This is a genomic window from Sphingomonas sp. (assembly GCF_036731925.1).
Lineage (GTDB): Bacteria > Pseudomonadota > Alphaproteobacteria > Sphingomonadales > Sphingomonadaceae > Sphingomonas.
On the sequence record NZ_DAINDJ010000002.1, the window covers coordinates 880,237 to 904,071 of the forward strand.

The 23,835-nt window shown below is 66.5% G+C and carries 20 protein-coding genes; 9 read left to right on the plus strand and 11 right to left on the minus strand.

The genetic code is table 11. The annotated features are described in order from the left end of the window. Nucleotides 1-52: 52 nt before the first annotated feature. The 3 genes from V7E00_RS13735 to ubiA are packed head-to-tail and all read right to left on the minus strand — an operon-like array spanning nucleotide 53 to nucleotide 3,128. A complete protein-coding gene (locus V7E00_RS13735) occupies nucleotides 53-826 on the minus strand; it encodes a 3'(2'),5'-bisphosphate nucleotidase CysQ (RefSeq protein WP_333573201.1) in 774 nt (257 codons plus the stop codon). Then, a complete protein-coding gene (locus V7E00_RS13740; protein ID WP_333573202.1) occupies nucleotides 819-2,165 on the minus strand; it encodes a TldD/PmbA family protein in 1,347 nt (448 codons plus the stop codon). Before V7E00_RS13740 ends, V7E00_RS13735 begins: the two co-directional genes overlap by 8 nt. 30 nt (nucleotides 2,166-2,195) lie before the next feature. After that, nucleotides 2,196-3,128 carry a 4-hydroxybenzoate octaprenyltransferase gene (gene ubiA / locus V7E00_RS13745; protein ID WP_333573203.1) on the minus strand — a complete coding sequence of 311 codons (933 nt, stop codon included), beginning with the start codon at nucleotides 3,126-3,128 and terminating at the stop codon, nucleotides 2,196-2,198. Nucleotides 3,129-3,247: 119 nt separating this feature from the next. On the opposite strand from ubiA, the gene V7E00_RS13750 reads away from it, so the two are divergent. Continuing rightward, nucleotides 3,248-3,964 (plus strand): EF-hand domain-containing protein, encoded by a 717-nt coding sequence (locus V7E00_RS13750; protein WP_333573204.1) that lies wholly within the window; start codon nucleotides 3,248-3,250, stop codon nucleotides 3,962-3,964. A gap of 86 nt (nucleotides 3,965-4,050) precedes the next feature. Here the strand turns inward: V7E00_RS13750 and V7E00_RS13755 are convergent, their stop codons facing one another. Continuing rightward, nucleotides 4,051-4,617: a carboxymuconolactone decarboxylase family protein gene (locus V7E00_RS13755; protein WP_333573205.1), complete on the minus strand. Its 567-nt coding sequence runs from the start codon at nucleotides 4,615-4,617 to the stop codon at nucleotides 4,051-4,053. 179 nt (nucleotides 4,618-4,796) lie between these two features. On the opposite strand from V7E00_RS13755, the gene V7E00_RS13760 reads away from it, so the two are divergent. Next, nucleotides 4,797-5,423 carry a hypothetical protein gene (locus V7E00_RS13760; RefSeq protein ID WP_333573206.1) on the plus strand — a complete coding sequence of 209 codons (627 nt, stop codon included), beginning with the start codon at nucleotides 4,797-4,799 and terminating at the stop codon, nucleotides 5,421-5,423. Between the two features lie 68 nt (nucleotides 5,424-5,491). Here V7E00_RS13760 and V7E00_RS13765 read toward each other — a convergent pair whose 3' ends face one another. The 6 genes from V7E00_RS13765 to V7E00_RS13790 form a co-directional block, all read right to left on the minus strand. Beyond that, nucleotides 5,492-6,115: a MarC family protein gene (locus V7E00_RS13765; RefSeq protein WP_333573207.1), complete on the minus strand. Its 624-nt coding sequence runs from the start codon at nucleotides 6,113-6,115 to the stop codon at nucleotides 5,492-5,494. Further along, entirely contained in the window at nucleotides 6,112-6,987 is an 876-nt protein-coding gene (folD, locus tag V7E00_RS13770) for a bifunctional methylenetetrahydrofolate dehydrogenase/methenyltetrahydrofolate cyclohydrolase FolD (RefSeq protein WP_333573208.1), read from the minus strand. Before folD ends, V7E00_RS13765 begins: the two co-directional genes overlap by 4 nt. Beyond that, nucleotides 6,977-7,285 carry a DUF167 domain-containing protein gene (locus V7E00_RS13775; protein WP_333573209.1) on the minus strand — a complete coding sequence of 103 codons (309 nt, stop codon included), beginning with the start codon at nucleotides 7,283-7,285 and terminating at the stop codon, nucleotides 6,977-6,979. The genes folD and V7E00_RS13775 overlap by 11 nt, the downstream gene beginning before the upstream one ends. A 3-nt stretch (nucleotides 7,286-7,288) precedes the next feature. Continuing rightward, the gene (locus tag V7E00_RS13780) at nucleotides 7,289-7,585 is read right to left on the minus strand and encodes a YggT family protein (RefSeq protein WP_333573867.1); all 297 of its coding nucleotides are present in this window, start codon (nucleotides 7,583-7,585) and stop codon (nucleotides 7,289-7,291) included. 75 nt (nucleotides 7,586-7,660) lie between these two features. Next, nucleotides 7,661-8,560, minus strand: coding sequence for an acetylglutamate kinase (gene argB, locus V7E00_RS13785; protein WP_264606588.1), 900 nt, complete (start codon nucleotides 8,558-8,560; stop codon nucleotides 7,661-7,663). Between the two features lie 20 nt (nucleotides 8,561-8,580). Then, complete coding sequence (locus V7E00_RS13790) at nucleotides 8,581-9,228, minus strand: queuosine precursor transporter (protein WP_333573210.1); 648 nt, start codon at nucleotides 9,226-9,228, stop codon at nucleotides 8,581-8,583. Nucleotides 9,229-9,548: 320 nt separating this feature from the next. Between V7E00_RS13790 and V7E00_RS13795 the strand changes: the two genes are divergently transcribed. From V7E00_RS13795 to V7E00_RS13820, 6 genes are all read left to right on the plus strand, one after another. Further along, complete coding sequence (locus V7E00_RS13795; RefSeq protein WP_333573211.1) at nucleotides 9,549-12,383, plus strand: M16 family metallopeptidase; 2,835 nt, start codon at nucleotides 9,549-9,551, stop codon at nucleotides 12,381-12,383. 11 nt (nucleotides 12,384-12,394) lie between these two features. After that, on the plus strand, nucleotides 12,395-12,694 hold the full coding sequence (locus V7E00_RS13800; protein ID WP_294255203.1) for a hypothetical protein: 300 nt from the start codon (nucleotides 12,395-12,397) through the stop codon (nucleotides 12,692-12,694). Between the two features lie 169 nt (nucleotides 12,695-12,863). Then, nucleotides 12,864-15,668 carry a TonB-dependent receptor gene (locus tag V7E00_RS13805; protein ID WP_333573212.1) on the plus strand — a complete coding sequence of 935 codons (2,805 nt, stop codon included), beginning with the start codon at nucleotides 12,864-12,866 and terminating at the stop codon, nucleotides 15,666-15,668. After that, nucleotides 15,668-16,714: a phytase gene (locus V7E00_RS13810; protein ID WP_333573213.1), complete on the plus strand. Its 1,047-nt coding sequence runs from the start codon at nucleotides 15,668-15,670 to the stop codon at nucleotides 16,712-16,714. The genes V7E00_RS13805 and V7E00_RS13810 overlap by 1 nt, the downstream gene beginning before the upstream one ends. 48 nt (nucleotides 16,715-16,762) lie before the next feature. Then, nucleotides 16,763-18,826: a S9 family peptidase gene (locus V7E00_RS13815; RefSeq protein ID WP_333573214.1), complete on the plus strand. Its 2,064-nt coding sequence runs from the start codon at nucleotides 16,763-16,765 to the stop codon at nucleotides 18,824-18,826. A 398-nt stretch (nucleotides 18,827-19,224) separates the two neighbouring features. Further along, on the plus strand, nucleotides 19,225-20,763 hold the full coding sequence (locus tag V7E00_RS13820; RefSeq protein WP_333573215.1) for a retron Ec67 family RNA-directed DNA polymerase/endonuclease: 1,539 nt from the start codon (nucleotides 19,225-19,227) through the stop codon (nucleotides 20,761-20,763). Nucleotides 20,764-20,790: 27 nt separating this feature from the next. Here V7E00_RS13820 and V7E00_RS13825 read toward each other — a convergent pair whose 3' ends face one another. Continuing rightward, nucleotides 20,791-22,170, minus strand: coding sequence for a helix-turn-helix domain-containing protein (locus V7E00_RS13825; RefSeq protein ID WP_333573216.1), 1,380 nt, complete (start codon nucleotides 22,168-22,170; stop codon nucleotides 20,791-20,793). A 371-nt stretch (nucleotides 22,171-22,541) separates the two neighbouring features. Here V7E00_RS13825 and aceA point away from each other — a divergent pair, with 371 nt between their 5' ends. Further along, nucleotides 22,542-23,831, plus strand: coding sequence for an isocitrate lyase (gene aceA, locus V7E00_RS13830; protein ID WP_333573217.1), 1,290 nt, complete (start codon nucleotides 22,542-22,544; stop codon nucleotides 23,829-23,831). Nucleotides 23,832-23,835 lie beyond the last annotated feature (4 nt).

The following is a 23,835-nucleotide window of genomic DNA, read 5'->3' on the forward strand; positions in this document are numbered from 1 at the left end:
CGACCGGCATGCGTCAAATCGCGCCGCGCCGCGCCGTCGGCGGCCGTGGGGCCTAGCGCTTCCCCGGCTCCACCCGGTCCGCCAGCCGCGCCACTGCCGCCGCGTGGATGCCCTGCGTCGTCGCCAGCACCCCATATGCCTCACCCGCTGGCGTGTTGAACGCCAGCTTCTGGCCCAGCGCGTCGGTAACCGCGGCGCCTGCCTCGCGGGCGAGCAGCACGGCAGCCGCAATGTCCCATTCATGCCCCCAGCGCAGCGTCGCGACGAGATCGGCCTCGCCGGCGGCGATCATCGCGATGCGGAGCGCGATCGAATTGGGCTTGGGCACCGTCACCAGGTCGCGGTCCACCTTGGGGAGCTGGTCCGCCGGCACCCGCGCACCGGGCAAGTCCACGCGCTCGGCTGCCCGCAAGGCCACGCCGTTCCGCCACGCCCCCGCACCGGCCCGAGCCGTCCAAACCTCACCCCGCGCCGGCGCGTCGAGCACGCCGATCACCGGCTGGCCATGCTCCACCAGCGCGATCGAGACTGCCCAGCCGGGCCGCCCGCGCAGATAGTCCCGCGTGCCGTCGATCGGGTCGACCACCCAGAGCCGGTTGAGCGCAAGCCGATCGGCATTGTCCACCGTCTCCTCGGAGAGCCAGCCGGCCTCGGGCAGCAGCGCCCCCAGTCGCTCGCGGAGCAGCGCATCCACCTCCAGGTCCACCGCGCAGACCGGGTTGCCCGGCGCCTTTTCCCAGCGCGCGAAATCGCTCTGCCAGCGCGCCATCGCGTGCCGGCCCGCCTCGGCGGCGATCGCCGCGATCTCGGCGGCGAGCTCAGGCACCGGCGATCGTCATCCCGTCGATGCGGAGCGTCGGCGCGTTGATGCCATAGCGGAACTCAAGGTCGCTCGCCGGCGTGAGCGCGAGGAACATATCCTTGAGGTTGCTCGCGATCGTCACTTCGGAGACAGGCACGGTGAGTTCGCCCTTCTCGATCAGGAAGCCCGCGGCACCCCGGCTATAGTCGCCGGTCACCCCGTTGACGCCCTGGCCGATCAGCTCGAACACGTACAGGCCATGGTCGATCTCGCCGATCAGCGTCTCTACCGGCACATGGCCCGCTGCCATATAGAGATTGCTCGGCGACACGCCGGGCGCCCCGCCACCGCCGCGCGTCGCATGACCGGTCGGCTCGAGCCCAAGCTGCCGGGCGGCGGCGCTTTCGAGCAGCCAGGTCTCCAGCATCCCCTCGCGCACGATCTGCATGCGGCTGACCGGCAGCCCTTCGCCGTCGAACGGGCGCGAGCGGATGCCGCGCGGGCGGTGCGGATCGTCCCAGATCGTCACGCCCGGCGCGAACACCTGGGTGCCCAGCGCGTCGAGCAGGAAGCTGGTCTTGCGGGTGATCGCCGCGCCCGAAATTGCCCCCATCAGGTGGCCGAGCAGCCCCGAGGAAACGCGCCGATCGAACACCACCGGCATCGCGCCGCTGGGGATCTTGCGGGGGTTCAGCCGCGCCACCGCCCGCTCGCCGGCCAGCCGGCCGACCGCCTCGGCGGGGTCGAGCTGGGCCACGTGGCGCGCGGCGTGGTGCGCATAGTCGCGCTCCATCGCGCCGCCGCTGCCCGCGAGCACGCTGGCGGAGATGCCGTGACTCGACTGTGCATAGGCGCCGCTGAAGCCATGGCTGGTCACCAGCGCCAGCTGGACGCGGCTTGCACCCGCGCCCGCGCCTTCGCTGTTGGTTACCCCCGGCACGGCGCGCGCGGCCTCCTCGGCGGCGAGAGCACGCGCCTTGAGCGCGGCGGGCTCCACCTCTGCGCCGTCATCGAGATCGAGCTGCGGCGGGAGCCCCTGCATCAGCCGGTCCTCGGGGGCCAGCCCCGCCCATTGGTCCTCCGGCGCCTCCCGCGCCATCGCGATCACGCGCTCCACCAGCGTGGCGATCGCGTCGCTGCTCAGGTCGCTGGTCGAGACGCTGGCCGAGCGCTTGCCGACGAATACGCGAAGGTCGAGTTCTTCGGCCTCGGAGCGCTCGACATCCTCCAGCGCCCCCATCCGGAGGGAGACCGAAAGCGAGCGGTCGGCGGAGAAGACGGCATCGGCGGCGTCGGCCCCCGCACGGCGGGCACGCGCCACCGCGTCGGCGGCGCGCTCCAGGGCGGATTCGTTGTTCAGCATCCCCGCGACTTAGGAGGCGGGGGCGTAAAATCAAAGTCCGGACATTCCCACCACCGCGCACGCCGCGAGCATCAGCAATCCCGCGTCGCGATTGGCACGGAAGCGACGCAGCGCATTGGCGCCGTCGGCAGGCTTGAGGGTGGCGAGCTGCCAGACGAAATGCACCGCCACCGGCAGCAGCGCCAGCAGCGCCAGCGGATCGGGACGCACGGTCCACACCGCCGCCGCCCATAGCCCCAGCGCACCGAGATAGAGCAGCCCCACCCCGAAGCGGACCTGCGTGCCCATTCGCCGCGCCGACGAGCGGACGCCGACGATCGCGTCATCCTCCACATCCTGCAGCGCGTAGATCGTGTCATAGCCGATCACCCACAGGATGGTGCCGGCATAGAGCCACCACTGCGCCCCCTGCCGGCTGGCGAACGCCGCCGCCGGATCGCCGGCGACGAAGCCGACCACCGCGCCCGATCCGAACACGATGCCCAGGAACGCCTGCGGCCACCAGGTGATGCGCTTCATGAACGGATAGGCGGCGACCACCGGCAGCGTGGCCAGCGACCAGAGCTTGGCCGGCAGCGGCATGGCCAGCCACACCCCGAAGCCGATCGCCAGCAGCACCGCCAGCCACGTCCAGGCCGCGCGCACGGAAACCGCGCCGCTGGGGAGCGGCCGGCTGCGGGTCCGCTCGACTTTCGCATCCAGGTCGCGATCGACGATATCGTTGTAGACGCAGCCCGCGCCGCGCATCGCGATCGCGCCGAGCAGCATCGCGCCGATCCGCCACCACGCCCCATCGGGCAGCCCGGAAAGCAGCGCCCCCCAGGCGCAAGGCAGGAACAGCAGCCACCAGCCGATCGGACGATCGAACCGGGCGAGCAGCGCATAGGGCCGCCAGCCGCGCGGCAGCAGGCCGACAAGGCCGCGATGTTCGGTATCGGGAGTAATGGGGGCAGCGCCGGTCATGCGCCGCCTGCTGCCACAATCCGCCCTGCGCGCCCAAGCCGAAATTTTCGGGCACATTTTCGCGACAATCGCTAGCTAGCGGGAGAATCGATTTCCAGGTGGAGGGCAAGAGGATGCGGATGCTGGGTTTGGCCGGGCTGTTGCTGGTGCTGGCGAGCGGCGCGCAGGCGCAGGACGGCCCACCGCCGCCGGGCGGATCGGGAGGCCCCGGCGGGCCGGGCGGCCGCCCGCGCGGCCTGTTCGTCAGCCCGATGGGCGAGCCGTTCCGCGGCACCCCGGATGGCAAGGCGCCGCAGGACGCCTGGTTCGACGGGGCCGATGCCGATCATGACGGCGCGCTGACCCTCGACGAGTTCCGCGACGATGCGATGCGCTGGTTCAAGGTCCTCGATCGCAAGGGTGACGGCGAAATCGATCCCGCCGACATCGAATATTACGAGACCGTGCTCGCCCCCGAGGCGCGCGGCGGCGGGTTTGAAATGGGCGGGCCCACCATGGGCGACGACGGCCAGGTAAAGGCCGCCGAGATCGGCTCCACCCGCGTGCTGAGCGGCCTTGCCCGCTTCAACTATCTGGGCAGCCCCGAGCCGGTGACGGCAGCGGATTCGAGCCTCAACGGCGGCGTGAGCGCGATCGAGTTCATGGGCGCGGCGAAGCGCCGCTTCGACCTGCTCGACACCAACCATGACGGCAAGATCACCAAGGAGGAGCTGCCCGAGCTCCGCACCGGCGCGATGAAGCGCCGCGGTGGCCGCAGCGGTGGCGGTGAGGGCAGCGGTCGTCGCGGCGGCGGCGGGCACCGCGGCGGCTATGTGGGCGGATCGATGGGCGGCTGAGCCGTTCCCCCTTTCCCTCTCCCGCCTGCGGGAGAGGGAGGGAGGCGCGTCAGCGCCGGAAGGATGATGGTGACGGAGGGAAGCCCCTACTCCCGCTCGGGCACCGGCACGTTGAAGCCGTTGAGCGTCACCGAGACGAGGCTGTACAGCCCGACCAGATAGATCAGTTCGTTCGCGCCGTGCTGGCCGAAGGTATCGACCGCGAGGCGGTAGCACGGCTCGGGCAGCACCCCGCCCTTTACCAGCGCATAGGCGACGTCGAAGGCGACATTCTCCTGCTCGTCGAGATCCGCGGGCTTGAGCCCCGCACAGATCGCCGAGATGCGCGCGGGCGACATCTTCTCGGTCTCCGCCACCGCGACATGCGCGTAGATCTCGTACGCCGCATTGAAATGCGCGCCGGTGACGAGGATCGCGATCTGCCGCGCCGGATCGGGCAGCGTCGCTTCCATCGACATCGCCTTGGTCAGCTCCCAGATCGCGCCGCCGATGCGGGGCTCGTGCAGCCAGGGGTTCCACGGCCCCATCAGGCTGCCGTCTTCGCCGACCGCGACGAAGGCGTTGAAGTTGGAGGAAATGCCGCGCTTCATGTCGTCGTAGAGCGGCTTCTGTTCGTCGGAGAGCTGGTCGGGCTTCAGGAGGGGCAGGCGCATGACGGTGCAGTCCTTCGCTGGGCGCGGCGCAGATGCCGCGCTGCACAAATGCTGCAGCCCGTGGTTGGCTCCCGCCAATCCCCGCGATCCCACGCCGTTCGGACCTTGGGAAAACGCGGACGTCGTTCCGCGTAAATAATTCGCGCCGGTGCTCTCCTCAGCGCCCGGTGGGACGATTAATGGGCGCTTTCAACAACCTGGAACGACGGCCAAGCCGTCAGGGCCTGAAGGAAGCAGCATTGAACCATCCGGACGGCATCAACACACGCGAACCGCAGCGCGCGGAAATCCAGACGCCCCGAAAATCTTCGGTCGCGCTCCTATCGGCCGCTACTGGTCTGCTGCTGCTATCAGGAGCAATCCTCTTGAACGAAAGCGCGGCTGCACCGGCCGACAGCACCCACCGGGACCGAAAAGGGCCTCAGGAAGCGAGAACAGCCGCGAAGCGAGATGCGCCGCAGCACGCCGCGGCGCCCGGCACGACGGGCAGCCCGTTCGTAGGCAAATATGAGGGGAAGGTAGAGGGTGGCAGCGGATCGATGACGATTCAGGCGCGCGCTGGCGGACGGGTCCATGTCGACATCATCGTAGGCAGCCCGGACTGCAGCGGCAGCATCGCCTTCGAGGCGACGCCGAAAGACGACGTGATCCGCTATCGCGGCCTCCCTGACCAGGCTACCGGTCATCAGTGCGGCATGACACTCACGCGGCGCGGCAACCGCATCACGACCGCTGAAGATGGGTGCTTGGACGATCACGGCCGGTCCTGCACCTTCAGCGGCACGTTCAAACTTCGACGCTTCTGAAGCGCCGATCGACCGTCCAGCCGGGGCACCCGGGCGCCCGGCAGCTGGCAGTTGGATGCGTCCAGGCCCTACCCCGCCGCCAGCGCCGCGCGGATTCCGTCGATCACGAACTGCACCGCCAGCGCCGCGAGCAGTACACCGAGCAGCCGCGACACCACCGCCTCGATCCGCGCGCCGACGATCCGCATGATCGGCCCCGCCGCGAGCAGCGCGAGCACGCACAGCAGCAGCACCGCCAGCATCGCCGCCAGCACCACCAGCGACTGCTCCAGCCCCTTGCTCTGCGCCATCAGCAGCATCACCGAGGCGATCGAACCCGGCCCGGCGATCATCGGCATCGCCATCGGGAAGATCGAGATGTCGACCGGATCCTCGGCCTTCACCTTCTCGGCGCGGTCCTCGCGGCGTTCGGTGCGCTTCTCGAACACCATTTCGAGCGCGATCAGGAACAGCATGATGCCGCCGGCGATGCGGAAAGCGTTGAGGCTGATCCCCAAGGCATGGAGCAGCGCCTCGCCGAACAGCGCGAAGCCGAGCAGGATGATCGAGGCGACCATCACCGCGCGCACCGCCATCGCGCGGCGATGCACGGCATTGGTCCCCGCCGTCAGCCCCGCGAAGATCGGCGCGCAGCCGGGCGGGTCGATGATGACGAAGAAGGTGACGAAGGACGAGACGAACAGCTCGATCAAATCGCGTCTGCCTCGAGCGGTACCCCCGCATTGCGATGCGCGGCGACCAGCGTGTTGCGGAGCAGGCAGGCGATGGTCATCGGGCCGACGCCGCCCGGCACCGGCGTGATCGCGCCCGCGACGCTCGCCGCGCTATCGAAGTCGACATCGCCGACCAGGCCATTGTCGGTGCGGTTGATGCCGACGTCGATCACCGTCGCGCCGGGCTTGAGCCACTCGCCCTTGACGAAGTGGGGGATGCCCACCGCGGCGACGACGATGTCGGCGTGGCGAAGATAATGCGGCAGGTTGCGGGTGCGCGAATGCGCCACGGTCACCGTCGCGCTCGCCTTGGTGAGCAGCGCCGCCATCGGCTTGCCGACGATGTTCGACCGGCCGATCACCACCGCGTCAAGGCCGGACAGGCTGCCCAGCTTGTCCTGCAGCAGCATCAGGCAGCCGAGCGGAGTGCAGGGCACGAAGCCCTCCAGGCCCGTTGCCAGCCGGCCCGCGTTGACCGGATGGAAGCCGTCGACATCCTTGTCGGGCGAGATGCGCAGCAGCACTTCCTGCTCGTCGATATGCTTGGGCAGGGGCAACTGAACGAGGATGCCGTCCACCGACGCATCGGCATTGAGCTGGTCGACAAGCGCCAGCAGCGCTTCTTGCGTCGTATCAGCGGGCAGACGATGCTCGAAGCTCGCCATGCCGGCCTCGCGCGTCTGCTTGCCCTTGGAGCGGACATAGACGGCGGAAGCCGGGTCCTCGCCCACCAGTACCACGGCGAGGCCGGGCACGCGCCCCGCCGCCGCTTCGAATGCAGGAACCAGGGTCGCGATGCGGGCGCGCAGGCCCGCGGCAAATGCCTTGCCGTCGATGATCTCAGCCGTCATGCCCCTCGCCATAGAGGCTGCGGGCGATTTGTTCCAGCGCCGTAGCGTCGCCGGCGACGGAAAGCCGCTTGAGCCGCGATGTTTCGCCCGCGATCAGCGTCACGTCGCGCTTGGCCACGCCGAACGCCTTGGCGACCAGCGGCACCAGCGCGGCATTGGCAGCACCCTCCACCGGCGGCGCGGCGAGCCGGGCGGCAAAATGCTCCTCGGTCCCCGCCGCCAACGCGTCGCGCGACGCCCGCGGGGTCACGCGCACCGCGATCTCGATTCCAGTGGCGCTAGGCCGCCAGGCGGGCACGGCTCAGAACGCGGCGCCGGCGATCATGATCGCGATCCGCGGGATCACGATGTTCTGCAGGATGTAGAGGATCAGCAGCACGACCAAAGGCGAGAGATCCAGCGCGCCGAAGTCCGGCAGGATGCGCCGGAAGGGGCGGTAGAGCGGCTCGGTCATCCGGTACAGCGCGTTCCACACCGCACGGACGAAATCGCTGTGCGTGTTGATGACGTTGAACTGGATCAGCCACGACATCACCGCCTGGATCACGATGATCCACCAGACGATGTTGAGCAGCACCTGCACGATCTGCAGCAGCATCAGGCCAATCTGGGTCAATTCACTCTCCGGGACACCGTTTCAGGTGCGATATAGGATGAAACGCGCGCCGAACAATCAGCTGTGGACGAGCGTGCCCACGCCCTGGCGGGTAAAGATTTCCAGCAGCATGCCGTGCGGGATGCGCCCGTCGAGGATCACCGCCGCATCGACGCCCGCCGCCACCGCGTTCACGCAGGTTTCCACCTTGGGGATCATGCCGCCCGAAATCGTGCCGTCGTCCTTCAGCGCCTGGACCCGCGCCGCATCGAGATCGGTGAGCAGGTCGCCGGTCTTGCTCAGCACGCCAGGCACGTCGGTCAGCAGGAAGAAGCGCTTGGCGCCGCAGGCACCCGCGATCGCGCCGGCCATGGTATCGGCGTTGATGTTGTAGGTATGCCCGTCCGCACCCAGCGCGATCGGCGACACTACCGGGATGAAGCCCGAGGCCGCGAGCGACTGGAGGATGGAGATGTCGACCGCCACCGGCTCGCCGACAAAGCCGAGGTCGACATGCCGCTCGATACCCTGCAGGGGATCAGCCTCGGTGCGCTGGACCTTCTCGGCGCGGACGAGGCCCGCATCCTTGCCCGAAATGCCCACCGCCTTGCCGCCGGCCGCCGCGATCCAGGCGACGATTTCCTTGTTGATCGATCCGGCCAGGACCATCTCGGCGATCTCGGCGGTCGCCTTGTCGGTGACGCGCAGCCCCCCGACAAAGGTCGATTCGACGCCAAGCCGCTTGAGCATCCGCCCGATCTGCGGGCCGCCGCCATGGACGACGATCGGGTTGATCCCCACCGCCTTCAATAACACCACGTCTTCCGCGAAGTCGCGCGCCAGCTCGGGATCGCCCATGGCGTGGCCGCCATATTTCACGACGAAGGTGGCGCCGGCATAACGCTGCAGATAGGGCAGCGCCTCGGTGAGGGTCTCGGCCTTGGCGAGCAGCGCCGGATGGGGTGCGTGGTCGGTCATCCGCGGCCCTTTAGAGCCGCTCAGGCCTTACGTCCATCGAGTGCGCGTCCGAGCGCGACCGCGCCGGTGATCAGGAACGGCACGAGCGCGATCGACAGCACCACCTTGGTGAGCATCTGCCCCGCCATCAGCTCCAGGATCGGCCGCTCGCCGAGGAAGGAGATGCTGATGAACAACACGGTATCGACGATCTGCGACACCACGCTCGCCACCATGCCGCGGAACCAGACGAGCCCGCCCGGCCCTTCGCGCCCGCGCAGCTTGTTGAAGATGAACACGTTGAGCGTCTGCGACGTGCCGTAGGAGATGAACCCGGCGAGCATCATCCGCATCCCCTGCCCGACCACGATCGGGAAGGCGGCGACCGCAGGCGGGTACATGCCCGGATCGGTCGGCAGGATCAGCACCAGCTGGATCAGCGCGGCGGACATCAGCAGCGGCACGAATCCCAGCCGCACCAGCCCGGTGGCGATCGCCTGGCCGTGCAGCTCGGCGACGGCACTAGACAACACCACGAGCAGCAGGAAGGCGAAAATCCCCGCCTCCACCGCCAGCGGCCCGAGCGCGACCTGCTTCACCCCCAGCACGCCCGCCATGCAGACCATGCCGCCATAGAGGATGGCATAGACGAACAGCGAACGGGGGATGGCGAGCTTGGGAGTATCCATCGCCGGGTGCTAGCGCCAAAGGCGGCGCGGTGGAAGATGGTGTGAGGAGCGGGGATGTCCCAGGCAGGGGGTGTCTTCCGCTGACCTGTCCGCGTTTCCGGCGAACCAGCCGCAGCATCTCGCGATTATGAGCCCCCAGCACGGTGCGGTAGAACCCGGCCTGCCGGCCACACCCAGCGAACAGCACCCCAGAAAAAACACGGTTCGGATGGATTTTCGGCCGTCAGCCGAGGGTAATTCCTGCGGTCGAGCCATCGCTTGCCGCGCCCGTCCGCGTAGCTATGGTGTCGCCCGCAACCATCCCGGGGGATTTCGCTTCGATGCCGTCCATGCGCCTGCTCTGCACCACTGCCCTGATCGCGTTTGCCGCGCCTGCCCTGCCCGCTTTCGCGCAGCAGGCGCCCGCCGCCACCGCGCCCGCGCCGCTGTCGACGCTCGTCGATCAGGTGAAGCTGCCCTATGAGCAGTTCACCCTCGCCAACGGACTGCGCGTGATCGTGCATACCGATCGCAAGGCGCCCGTGGTCGCGCTGTCGGTCTGGTACGATGTCGGCTCGAAGCACGAGCCAGCCGGTCGCACCGGCTTCGCGCATCTGTTCGAGCATCTGATGTTCAACGGCTCGCAGAACGCCCCCGGCGATTTCTTCGAGCCATTGAAGCAGGTCGGCGCGACCGATCTCAACGGCACCACCTATTACGATCGCACCAATTATTTCGAGACGGTGCCCAAGCCCGCGCTCGAACGCGCGCTGTTCCTCGAGAGCGACCGGATGGGCTGGCTCACCCCCGCTATCACGCAGGCCGTGCTCGACGAGCAGCGCGGCGTCGTCCAGAACGAGAAACGCCAGGGCGACAACCAACCCTACGGCCTGGTCGAATACACGCTGGTCGAAGGCCTGTTCGGCGACGGCCCCTATGGCCATTCGGTGATCGGCTCGATGGCCGATCTCGACCGCGCGAGCGTCGACGATGTGAAGGGCTGGTTCCGCGACCATTACGGCCCCAACAACGCCGTCCTCTCACTCTCGGGGGACATCGACGCTGCCGAGGCGCGGCCGATGGTCGAGAAATATTTCGGCCGCATCGCGCGCGGACCCCAGAGCGCGCTCCCCAAGGTCACCATCCCGACGCTGCCATCGGCCAAGACGGTGGTACTCAAGGACCGCGTGCCTGCCATCCAGATCACGCGCAACTGGGCGATCCCCGGCCTCAACGATCCCGATGCCGCAGCACTCGACGTGTTCGGCCAGGTGCTGGGCGGCCTCGCCAGCTCGCGGCTTGCCAATGCGCTTGTCCGTGAGGAGAAGCTGGCGGTGAGCGCCTATGCCTATGCCGAGACCTTCTCGCAGGCCGGCACCTTCACCATCGGCGTGACGCTGAAGCCCGGCGTCGACCCCGCGGCGGTCGACAAGCGGATGGATGCAATCCTTGCCGATCTGATCGCCAAGGGCCCGACCGCCGACGAAGTGCAGCGCGTCGCCACCACCAACGTCTCGGCCACGATCAAGGGCCTGCAGTCGACCCGCGCGCAGGCCGCGACGCTGGCCGAGGGCCTGCTCTATTCCAACGATCCCGGCTTCTTCCGCAAGCGGCTGGAGGAAGTCGCGCGGATGACGCCCGCCAAGGCGCGCGCCGCTGCCGCCAAGTGGCTCACCCGCCCGGCCTTCACCATCCGCGTCGAACCTGGCGACCGCGAGGCCTATCAGGAAGCCGCCGCCGTCGCGCCTGCCAAGCCCGCCGCCGAGGAAGCGATCCCCAAGGGCGATCGCGGTCCGCTGCCGGACGTCGGGCCGATCCGCGACATCCGCTTCCCAACCGTCGAGCGCACCCGCCTCGCGAACGGCGTGGAGCTGATCTACGCCCGCCAGACCGCGGTGCCAGTGACGCGCATGGTGCTCAGCTTCGATGCCGGCGTCACTGCCGATCCGGACGGCAAGCCGGGAACCCAGAACCTCACGCTGTCGCTGATGGACGAAGGCACCACCAGCCGGAACTCGATTGCCATCGCCGAGGCCAAGGAGCGGCTGGGCGCGGAGATCGACAGCGGCGGTTCGGCCGATCGAACCTATCTCAGCCTGGGCGTGCCCAGCGCCAATCTCGGCGGCGGCGTCGAGCTGTTCGCCGATATCGTGCGGCGCCCCGCCTTCGCACCCGCCGAGGTCGAGCGGCTGCGCGCCACCACGCTCACTGCGATCCAGTTCGAGCTGAGCAGTCCGAACGGTCTCGCCGGTCGGGCGCTGCCGGGCCTGCTCTACGGCAGCGACAGCCCCTATGCGAAGCTCGCCAACGGCTCGGGCGATCCGGCCGTGATCGCCAAGCTGTCGCGCGACGAACTGATCGCCTTCCACCGCGCCTGGATCCGGCCGGACAAGGCGAAGGTGTTCGTCGTCAGCGACCTGCCGCTGGCGCAGGTGAAGGCAGCGCTCGACGCGCGCTTCGGCGACTGGAAGGGCGAAGGCGCAGCCGGCGTGAAGGCGTTCGCCGCGAAGCCGCAACAGGCCAGCCCGCGCATCGTGCTGGTGGACCGGCCCAACTCGCCCCAGTCGCTGATCGTCGCCGCGCAGATGACGCCGCTTGATCCGGCCGGCGATCTGCTCGTCCCGATCACCGCCAACCAGGTGCTGGGCGGCGGCTTCCTCTCGCGCATCAACATGGATCTGCGCGAGGCGCGCCACTGGTCCTATGGCGCCAGCGGCGGGTTCAACTGGCTGGAGCACGCCGTGCCCTATGCAGTGAACGCGCCCGTGCAGGCTGACCGCACGGGTGATTCGATTCGGTCGATCCGCGACGACGTGCGCGGCTTCCTCACCACCAGCGGCATCACCCCGGCCGAACTCGCGCGCGAGATCACCGGCAGCACCCGTGAACTGGCCGGGCGATTCGAAACGGCCAATGCGGTGCTCGGCGCGATGCAGCAGAACGACATCCGCCACCGCCCCGATAATTACTACGACAGCATCGCGCAAAAATATCGCGGCATGACCGCGGCCGAACTTGACGCTGCGGCACGCGGGGCACTCGACGTCGATCGCTTCGTTTGGGTGGTTGTGGGCGACGCCGCCAAGGTCCGCCCGCAGCTTGACAGCCTCGGCCTCCCTGTCGAGGTGATCAGCGCGAGTTCTCTGGCGGGGAAGGCCCCGCCGGCAACCAAGTAGGAGAGATCCAAATGGCGAATGTGGATGGCAGCTGGAACACCGTGACCAAGTCGCCGCTGGGCGATCAGCAGGCGACGCTCACCGTCACCAGCAACGGTGACAGCTTCACCGGCAGCTTCAACGGCGCAATGGGCCAAACGGAAATCAAGGACGGCAAGGTGAACGGTGACACGCTCAGCTGGTCGCTCGACATCTCCGTGCCGATGCCGATGACGCTCACCTGCGAAGCGACCGTGAACGGCGACAGCCTCGACGGCACCGTTACCGCGGGCGCCTTCGGCAGCTTCCCGATCACCGGCACCCGCGCCTGATCGGACACCGGCAGCCCCGTACCACGGGGCTGCCGGCACCGCCCCGCCTGCACGTCTCCCAACGAGACAAGGCGGCGTCACTGTCATAAATTCGTTACCCAAACGCAACCGAACTGACTGCGTTCCCCCCTATCGGCCTCATCAAACAGAGCTGAATCAGGGGGCTTTCATGACATCGCAATCGAAGTTGATCCTCGCGTCCGGCGCGAGCATGCTGGCGTGCATCCTCGCCACCGCTGCTGCCGCGCAGACCGCGCCCACCGCCGAATCGCAGGACGGCGTGCCGGGCGAGATCGTCGTCACTGGCGCACGGCCGATCGCCGAATCAGAATCGCTCGCGCTGCGCATCCAACGCGCGTCGGATTCGCTGGTTACCGTGGCGGCCGCGGACGGCGTCGGCCGCTTGCCCGACCAGAACATCGCCCAGGCTGCCAGCCGTCTCCCCGGCATCGCGGTCGAGCGCGATCAGGGCCAGGCCCGCTATATCTCGCTGCGCGGGGCGCCGAACTATTGGACTACGCTGTCGTTCGACGGAATCACCGTCGTCAGCCCGGAAGGCCGCGACGCGCGTTTCGATTCGATCCCTTCGGCGATTGCCTCGCAGATCATCGTCTCCAAGGCGGTCACGCCGGACATGACCGGCGAAACCGTCGCCGGCAACGTCAACGTCGTCACCCGCTCGGCCTTCGACTACAGCGGCGCACATTTCGCGGGCAAGGCAGGCTATGGCATCGCCGAGCTGGGCGAGCGCAAGCAATATGAAGTCTCGGCCGTCGCATCGGATCGCTTCAAGGTCGGCGAAGGCGAAGTCGGCGTGCTGCTTTCCGGCAGCTATTTCCAGCGCGGCATGATCACCGACAATTTCGAGACCGATTACGAGCGCGTCCCCGGGGACCAGCGCCCCGGCAACGCTACCCGCTTCTGGGCCGCGGAAGCCGAGAACAAGCTCTACCGCCTCACCCGCCGCAACTGGTCGGCCTCGGCGCGGGTCGATTACAAGCCGGACGATCGCAACACGATCTCGCTGCGGTCGATCTACACGATCTTCAAGGATGACGAGGCGCGCGACAATTACCGCTTCGACCTCGACGACTCCGAGAAGGAGCTGGGGAAGGGCACCGCGGACTGCGCTCGGGACGTGAACCCGACGCCGACCAATTCGGGCTATGCGGATGTCTGCATCGGCAACACGCCCCAGCGCGGCACGATCTACGGCATCGACATCCGCCAGCGCTCGACGCTGCGCGCCTATCGCCAGTCGATCTTCACCAACAGCATCGTCGGCGAGCATGATTTTGCGCCGGGCTGGCACCTCTCCTGGGTGGGCAACTACACCGAATCGAAGGACGATCGCTCGGTTGTCGGCGAGATTGCGTGGGACAGCCCCGATACGCGGACGCTGCGTCCCACGGTCGGCTATGATTTCAGCGATCCCAACCGCTCGCGCCTGCTGCTGTTCAACACGCTCCAGCTCAGCGGCCCGACCCGCTATTCGGCCGGAACCCGCGTCGTCGCGATCGACAGCTTTACCAAGCCGGCCTCGTCGCTGACCGTGCTCGACGCGATCGACACCACCAAGGCCTATACCGGCCGCGTCGTGCTGTCGCGCGAGACGCGCTTCCTGGGCAGCGACGCGGTGCTGAAGGCGGGCTTCCAGTTCGACCAGCGCACCAAGGTGGCGGACGAAAAGCAGATCCTGGTCGACCTGAAAAACAATCCCGCAAATCTCGCTGCGATCGGCTTGTCGGGTAACTATGCCGATTTCTCGCTGAATGACCCGTTTGCCGGCAAGATTCCGATGGATTACACCTTCCGCTATTTCGATACGGACAAGATGCGGAACGTCGCCGACGCCGCGCGCGGACGGTTTGCCTTCACCCCCAACACCACCAACAACTACAATGTGCGCGAGCGCGTCTACGCCGGCTATGTGATGGGCACGCTGCGCTACGACTGGGGCTCGATCCTTGGCGGCGTGCGGGTCGAGCGACTGGAGAATCGCGGCAAGGCGATCGCCACGCTCGGCACCGTCCCCGGGCCGGTCACGGCAAGCTCAAGCCAGACGCTCGCCTTCCCGAGCCTGCACATCAACTACAATGTCGACGACACCAAGAAGCTGCGCCTGTCGTTCAACTCGGGCGCCGCGCGCGCCGATTACGATCAGATGCGCCCCAACGTGGTGATCAACGATACCAACCAGGTGATCTCGGGCGGCAACCCGGCGGTGAAGCCCGAGCGCGCGTACGGCGTCGACGGCTATTTCGAATGGTATGTCCGGCCGCAGGGCTATCTGATGGCCGGCCTGTTCTACAAGCGCGTGGAGGACGTGCTGTATCGCCAGTCGCGCACCTTCGGCTCCAACGCGCTGGACAGCAACGGCATCGATCGCTCCTCCTACGTCTTTACCGGCATCACCAATGGCGGCAACGGGCGCATCTTCGGCGCCGAGGCGGCGGCGCAGCTGCAGCTCGAGCCTTGGACCGGATCGCTCGGCCTGCCGGACTGGATGGGCGGCTTCGGCATCTCCGCCAACGTCACGCTCAACGACAGCAAGGTCACCAAGCCCGGGCTCCCCAGCGTCAAAATCCCGGCGCGCAAGGTGCGCCTGCCCGGCACCTCGGACCTGATCTACAACATCGGCGGCTATTACGAGAAATACGGCCTGTCGCTCCGCGTCCAGTACCAGCGCCGCAGCGACTGGCTCGACACGGTCGCCGACGAATTGACCGACGCCGGCGACACCTATTGGGCGGCGGACGAGGAGATGGACATCTCGGCGCGCTATGCGATCACCAAGCGCTTCGAGATCTATGCCGACGTGCAGAACGTGCTGAACCAGCCGGGCCGCCGCTATGCCGAGCCGGGCAATCTGCTCACCGCCACCGGCACGCCCAGCCCGACGATCAAGTCGCAGACCATCGAGTGGGAACGCTTCGGCCGCCGCTACGCCGCCGGCATCCGGGTGAACTTCTGATGCGCGCGGCTCCTGCCCTGGCACTGGCCGGCCTGGTGGCGCTCGCCACCGCCGGCTGCGCCCGCACCGAGCCGCGCCCTGCCTTCTCGCCCCTCCCCACCGCCCAGGTAACGGCGCGGGGCGAGGCGCAGGCGGTGCGCACCGCCAATGCCGATGCAGCCGACGATCCCGCGATCTGGCGCAACCCGGCCGATCCGGCGGCGAGCCTGATCGTCGGCACCGACAAGCAGGCCGGGCTGTACGTCTACGACCTGAGCGGCAGGCAGCGCTCCTTCCTCGACGCCGGCCGCGTCAACAATGTCGACCTGCGCGACATGGGCGCCCCCGGCATCATCGTCGCCGCGAGCGATCGCAACGACAAGCTGCAGGCGAAGGTCGATGTGTTCCGCCTCGACCCCGCCACCGCCACGCTCGCCTGGTCCGGCACCTTCGCCGCGGGTGCGGGCGAAGCGTACGGCGTGTGCCTCTACCGCGCCGGCGAGAAGCTCTACGCGTTCAACGTGCTCAAGGACGGCACGATCACCCAGGTCGATCTGAGCAGCGGCGCCACGCCCGGCCGGATCGTCCGCACGATGAAGCTCGGCACCCAGTCCGAAGGCTGCGTCGTCGACGATCGCACCCACCGGCTCTATGTGGCGGAGGAAGATGTCGGCCTGTGGCGCTTCGATGCGCGGCCGGACGGCAACACCCAGCCCACCCGTGTCGCCGCCGCCGACGGCAAGCAGATCGTTGCCGATGCCGAAGGCCTCGCGATCGCCGCGGAGGGGCCGGGCAATGGCGGCTATCTGCTGGTCTCGAGCCAGGGCGACAATGCTTATGCGGTCTATCGCCTTGCCGACGATGCCTATGTCGGCCGCTTCCGCATCGCCGCCGGCAGCTTCGGCAGCACCGAGCAAACCGACGGCATCGAGCTGATCACCGGCGATTTCGGCCCCGGCTTCCCCGGCGGGCTGTTCGTGGCGCAGGACGGCATCAACCCGCCCGCCGCGCAGAACTTCAAGCTCGTCGCCTGGGACGACATCAAGGCCGCGCTGTCCTTGCGTTGAAGCGAAGCCGGGGATTGCACCCGCGCCCCGGCTTCCTACAACGTCTCCATGACCGATTTCCCCAAGCCGCCCGTCGCCGCCACCCGCCCGCACAGCTTCACCCGCCACGGCATCACCATCGAGGATCCCTGGGCGTGGATCCGCGACCCCGGCTACCCCGACGTCACCGACAAAGACGTCCTCGCCTACCTCGCGGAGGAGAACAGCTATTTCGACACGGTGATGGCGCCCTTGAAGCCGCTCGCCGAAACGCTGTTCCAGGAGATGCGCGGCCGCATCAAGGAAGACGAGGCCAGCGTCCCCCAGAAGGACGGCGACTGGCTCTACTGGACCGATCACGAGGTTGGCGCCGAATATGCCCGCTGGTGGCGCAAGCCCGTCGCGGGCGGCGAGGACCAGCTGATCCTCGACGAGACCCCGCTCGCCGCCGGCAAGGAATATTTCCGCCTCGGCGAGATCTCGGTCAGTCCCGACGGCCGGCTGCTCGCCTATGCCTATGACGACAACGGCTCGGAGCGGTTCGAAGTCCGGGTGAAGGACCTCACCACCGGCGAACTTCTCCCAGACACCATCTCCGGCATGCTCTCCGAGATTGTCTGGACTTCGGACTCCAAGGGCTTCCTATACGGCCTCGCCAACGAGAACTGGCGTACCGACAATGCCCGCTGGCACAAGCTGGGCGAGCCGGTCGAGAACGATGTGGAGCTGTTCCGCGAGGCCGACGAAGGCTACCGCGTCGCGGTCGGCGAGACCTCGTCGCGCAAATGGCTGACCATCGCCACCGGCGACCATGTGACCAGCGAGGTCTGGCTGCTCCCCGCCGACAACCCGGCCGCCGCGCCGATCTGCGTCGCCCCGCGCAAGCCCGGCCGCGAATATGACGTGGACGAGCATGACGGCACGCTGTTCATCCACACCAACGATACCGACACCAACTGGCGCCTCGTTACCGCGCCCGTCACCGCGCCATCCGAATGGACCGAGCGCATCGCCCCCTCGCGCCATTTCTACATGACCGGCGTCACCTGCTTCGCCGATTTCTTCATCGTCGAGGGCCGCGAGGACGGGCTCGATCAGATCGAGCTGCACCGCTACGACGCGAGCGTGCCCCCGACACGCCTGCAGTTCCCCGAGGCGAGCTATGTCGCGGGCCTGGGCGACAACCCGGAGTACGCCGTCACCAAGCTGCGGCTCGGCTATGAATCGATGGTCACCCCCGGCACCGTCCAGGATTACGATGTCGCGACGGGCACGCTGGAGACGCTGAAGGTCCAGGAAATCCCCAGCGGCTATGACGGCAGCAAGTATCGCACCGAGCGCCTGACCATCACCGCGCGCGACGGCACCGCCGTCCCCGTCTCGATCGTCTACCCACACGACTTCCCGCGCGACGGCACCGGCAAGCTCTATCTCTATGCGTACGGCGCCTATGGTCACGCCATCCCGCCGGGCTTCTCGACCAGCCGCATGTCGTTCCTCGATCGCGGCATGGCCTTCGCCATCGCCCATATCCGCGGCGGCGACGATCTCGGCCAGCACTGGTATCACGAGGGCAAGCTGGAGAAGCGCACCAACACGTTCAATGATTTCGTCGACGTGGCGAAGGGGCTGATCGCCCTCGGCTATACCGCGCCGGGCCGGATCGCCATCGCCGGCCGATCGGCGGGCGGCGAGCTGATGGGCGCGGTGGTCAATTCCGATCCCGAGCTGTGGGGCGCGGTGATCGCCGACGTGCCCTTCGTCGACGTGCTCAACACCATGCTCGACGAGAGCCTGCCGCTCACCCCCGGCGAGTGGCCCGAATGGGGCAACCCCATTGAGGACAAGGCGGCGTTCGAGCTGATCCGCAGCTACAGCCCGTACGACAATGTGCGCGCACAAGCCTATCCGCCGATGCTGATCTCGGGCGGCCTCAACGACCCGCGCGTGACCTATTGGGAGCCCGCCAAATGGGCCGCCCGCCTGCGCGCGACCAAGACCGACGACAACATCCTGCTGCTCAAGACCAATATGGGCGCCGGCCATGGCGGCAAGTCCGGGCGGTGGGAGAGTTTGCGGGAGTATGCCGACGAGATGGCGTTCGTGCTTTGGCAGTTGGGGGTGGAGGGGTAGGGGGCCCCTCGCCTGCCTCTTACAACGATCCAATTGACAGGGGCACCGCTGTCCGTAAGTTGGCCGCTAAGGGCCGTGAATAGATTTTTTCGCTGAGCATCTCAGCGTTTGAGAAGTACGCGTACACCGCTTGCTACCATGCATCATGCATAATAATGATCCGTTATTGGTCATTTGCGCCAATCACGTTATCGCATAAGAGTATTCACGGCCCACATGCTGGAAGATTTGAGAGAGTGCAGCACGAGAAATGGACTAGCAGATTTGCTAGGCGTTTCAGCAAAGGAGCTTGCATTCACTCTTTACAAGATCCCACCGGAAGAACGGTACACTCCATTTTGCATCAGCAAAAAGAATGGAAAGACGCGGACGATTCTCTCATCGCGCCCAAAACTTAAATGGATACAGCGAAATCTCTTGATATACTTTACGCTTACGAGGACGACCTCTACGCAGCAGGAATCCGCCAGCCCAATCTGGATCATGGGTTTCGGCGAGGCACAAATATTTACTACAACGCAAGAGTTCACCAAAAGCGCCTGTTCGTTCTAAATATAGATTTAGAAAACTACTTCGATCAGTTTAATTTCGGTCGAGTCAGAGGCTTCTTCATCAAGAATGAAGAATTTCGGCTACATCCAGCTGTTGCAACGGTCATCGCACAGATCGTGTGCCATGACGACAAGCTTCCGCAAGGCGCCCCAACCTCTCCTCACGTTGCTAATCTCATGACGAGGTTTCTAGACCGCCGGCTGACACGCTTCCTACGCGCGCGGAAGTGCGCTTACTCGCGGTATGCCGATGACATCACGATATCAACAAATATGCCCGATTTCCCTAGCGATGTTGCAGTTCCCGATGCCGGCGCACACGGTTGGGCACTCGCTCCTGAGATTTGCGACATATTTGCCCGATCCTCACTTCCACTGAACAACACTAAAACCAGGATGAGCATCACCGGAAGTCGCCAAATGGTAACCGGCTTAGTGGTTAACAGTCATCCTAACGTCACCAGAGAATATTATCTAAATACTCGTGCTATGTGCCACCACCTATTTCGGACCGGCAAAGTGACGATTCCACATTTTACGGGAAGCTTTGCCGACAATTGCCCAAAAGATGACGCTCAGTCGCCAGATATCGTCAAAGACCCAATCAAATCTCTTGAGGGACGTTTGTCGTATATCCACTACCTCAGAGAGCGTCGTGACCCACGAACCACGCACGACAAGCAAGACGCACCAACGCAGTTCCGGAACACGCTTCAGCTATTTTATTTGTACAAATATTTTATTGGGAATGATGTTCCAACAGTTCTCACGGAAGGCCCATCGGACATCTATTACCTGAAGTCCGCAATAGCAAAGAGTACACTCAATCTCCCGAAAATCAAGTCATCTAAAGAAAATGGCGAAAAGCCCAAAATCAGCTTTTTTAGATTTGATAAGACCGCTGCCGATGTAATCGGATTGACCGGAGGCTCTGGAAATATCAAGAGGTTCTTATACTTGCTCAATGCCAAGCGATCACATTTCAACATGAACCTCAGGAAACAACCAGTCATTATAGTTATCGACAATGACTCTGGTGGAAAGGATGTAATCGCTCAGATAAATGGTATGTACAAGAAAAATATCAGTTCAGAGGATCCACAGCCTGTGCATCGTATTTCACCCGGCCTTACGCTAGTGAAGACTCCTCACACATCGTCCAAAAAATTAACCTGTATCGAGGATTTCCTTCCTGCAGACGTAATTTCTGTTGAATTGAAAGGAAAATCCTTTTCTTCATCAAACAAGAAAATGAATACAGACCTACATTTTGGTAAGATCGCGCTAGCGCATTATGTTCGCGATAACATCGATAGTATCTCGTTTGCCGGATTCGACCCGCTTCTCCAAGCACTGGATGATGCAGTTGCGTTGGGAGTTTCTTGAAGGCAGGCAAGGCTAACCACCGTCCCCTCAATCCCCCGCAAACCCAAACGCCGTAACCCCGCGCTCCCGCTCGCTCCCCGCCGCAGCCCGCCCCGCCGGCGCCGCCGAGCGCTGCAGGCACGCGACGCGCGTACACGCCCGGCACCCCAGCCCGATCGGCGCGGCGCGGCCGGCCAGGTCCACGCCGCGCGCCGCCGCCAGCGTCCCCGCCTCCGCCGCCGGCAGGCCCAGCGCGATCACGAAGCGCGGGCGCACGCCGCCGGGGGCTCCCCCATGCGGATGCACGCAGCGCGCAATGGTGAAGGCGCGCGCGCCGTCCTCCAGCTCGACGAGCTGCACCGCCGTCTCGTCGGTCCGCGCGAAGGCGTCATAGGCGTTCCACAAGGGGCACGGCACCGCCGCCTCGACCAGCGCCGATCCGCTGGCGCCGGCATAGCGTTTCGAGACCTGCCCCGCGCGATCGAACCGCATCAGGAAGAAGCTCAGCCCCCGCGCGCCCACCCGCTGCAGCGTCGTCAGCCGGTGCGCGACTTGGGGCAAACTCGCGCCGAAGCGCCGCTGGAGCAGCTCCAGGTCATAGCCGCTGGCCTCGCACGCGCGGAGAAAGCGGGCATAGGGCATCGTCACCGCGGCGGCGAAATAGGCGGTCAGGTGCCGGCGGAACAGCCGCGCCGCCACCCGGTCGAGTTCGGCGCCGCGGACCAGCGCCTCGATCTCGTCGCGCGCCTCCACCGCCAGCTGCTCGGCCAGCGCAAAGGCGCGGGCGCTGGGATCGAGCGCCTCGGACAGCTGCAGCTGCCGCGCATGGAGGTCGAGCCGCTTGAGCGTATCGACCATAACCTCGGCGGGCAGGATGCGCACGGCAAGCTGGTGCTTCACCCGCAGCCGCTCGGCCATCGCGCCATAGGGCTCGCCGGCCATGCGCAGTTCGTCGGCCAGCGCCTCGCCGGCGGCGTCGAGATCGGCGAAATGGTTGCGCCAGCGCTCGATCGCGCGGCGGACCTGGGGGCCGGGATCCTGCGCGGCGCCGGGGAGCGGCGCGGCGGCGCTGCCCATCCGGTCATAGGCGCGGGCAAAGGCCTCGGCGCCGTCGGGCGCACCGGCCAGCCATTCCTCGAGCTGGTGGCGATCGATGGCGAGGTCGGCGAACAGCGGGTCGGCCAGCCGCCGCCGCAGCGCCTCGGCCCCGCCGCCGGGCTCGGCCGCGGCGAGGCGACGGGGATCGAAGTCATAGGTCTCGGCCAGCTTGAGCATCAGCGCGGCGGAGATCGGCCGCTGGTTGCGCTCGACGAGGTTGAGATAGCTGGGCGAAATCTCCAGCGCCTCCGCCATCGCCGCCTGGGTGACCCCGAGCTGGAAGCGGAGGCGGCGGATGGCGTGCCCGGCGAAGAGTTTGCGTTCGGCCATGGGGACTCCTGCTCCTTCCAACGCTCGCAGCCTGCGCTCCCCTCCCGCTTGCGGGAGGGGTCGGGGGAGGGGCTGACGTGGCGGCGCCTGCTGGAACGGCGTCCCACGCGAGCCCGTCATCCCCTCCCCTAGCCCCTCCCGCAAGCGGGAGGGGAACGCGGGTGGCGAGGCTTTCCTACACCACATACGTTCTTGGTATGTTCAGATTCCAAGAAGACGGCTGACCTGTAAATAGCTTACACCACAACAAGGAGTCCCCGCAACCCGCAACACACCCACACCCTGTGCGAAGCCGAAGTTGAATTCCCCGCCCCGCTGAACGCCCTAAACTGAGCCACACAGAGTTTAGCCATTCAGTCAAGGAATTCACAATGTCCCAGTCGCTTGGTTTCGAGGATCTGGTCCCCGCCCCCGCCGGGCGGTTCGACGGCATCCAGCGCCCCTACACCGCCGCCGACGTCGCCAAGCTGCGCGGCTCGCTGCCGGTGGAGCATACGCTGGCCCGCCGCGGCGCGCTCAAGCTGTGGGAGCTGCTGCGCACCGAGGACTATGTCCATGCGCTCGGCGCGCTCTCGGGCAACCAGGCGATGCAGATGGTCCGCGCCGGGCTCAAGGCGATCTATCTGTCGGGCTGGCAGGTCGCGGCGGATGCCAACACCGCCGGGCAGATGTATCCCGATCAGTCGCTCTACCCGGCCAATGCCGGGCCGGAGCTGGCGCGGCGGATCAACGCGACGCTCCAGCGCGCCGACCAGATCGAGCATATGGAAGGCGGCGCGACCCGCGACTGGTTCGCGCCGATCGTCGCCGACGCAGAAGCCGGCTTCGGCGGGCCGCTCAACTGCTTCGAGATCATGAAGTCCTATATCGCGGCGGGCGCGGCAGGCGTGCATTACGAGGACCAGCTCGCCAGCGAGAAGAAGTGCGGCCATCTGGGCGGCAAGGTGCTGATCCCGACCCAGGCGCATATCCGCAACCTCGATGCGGCGCGACTGGCGGCGGATGTGTGCGGCGTCCCGACGGTGATCTGCGCCCGCACCGATGCGGAGTCGGCGCGGCTGATCACCTCGGACGTCGACGAACGGGACCACCCGTTCCTCACCGGCGAGCGGACCCCGGAAGGGTTCTTCCGCCTCAAGGAAGGCACCGGGGTCGACCACTGCATCCAGCGCGGGCTGGCGTTCGCGCCGCATGCCGACCTGCTGTGGTGGGAGACCTCGAAGCCCAATCTCGACGACGCCCGCCGCTTCGCCGAGGCGATCAAGAAGGCGCATCCGAACAAGATGCTGGCGTACAACTGCTCGCCCAGCTTCAACTGGGAGAAGAACCTCGACAAGGACGACATCGCCCGCTTCCAGCGCGAGATCGGGGCGATGGGGTACAATTTCCAGTTCGTCACCCTCGCCGGCTTCCACAGCCTCAACTACGGCATGTACGAGCTGGCACGCGGCTATCGGGATCGCGGCATGGCGGCCTATTCGGAGCTGCAGCAGGCCGAGTTCGCGGCGGAGGCGGAAGGGTACACCGCGACGCGCCACCAGCGCGAGGTCGGCACCGGCTATTTCGACGCCATTGCCCAGACGGTGGCCGGGGGCGCCAGCTCCACCACCGCGCTCGCCGAGAGCACCGAAGCCGCCCAGTTCAACGCCCAAGCCGCATAACAGG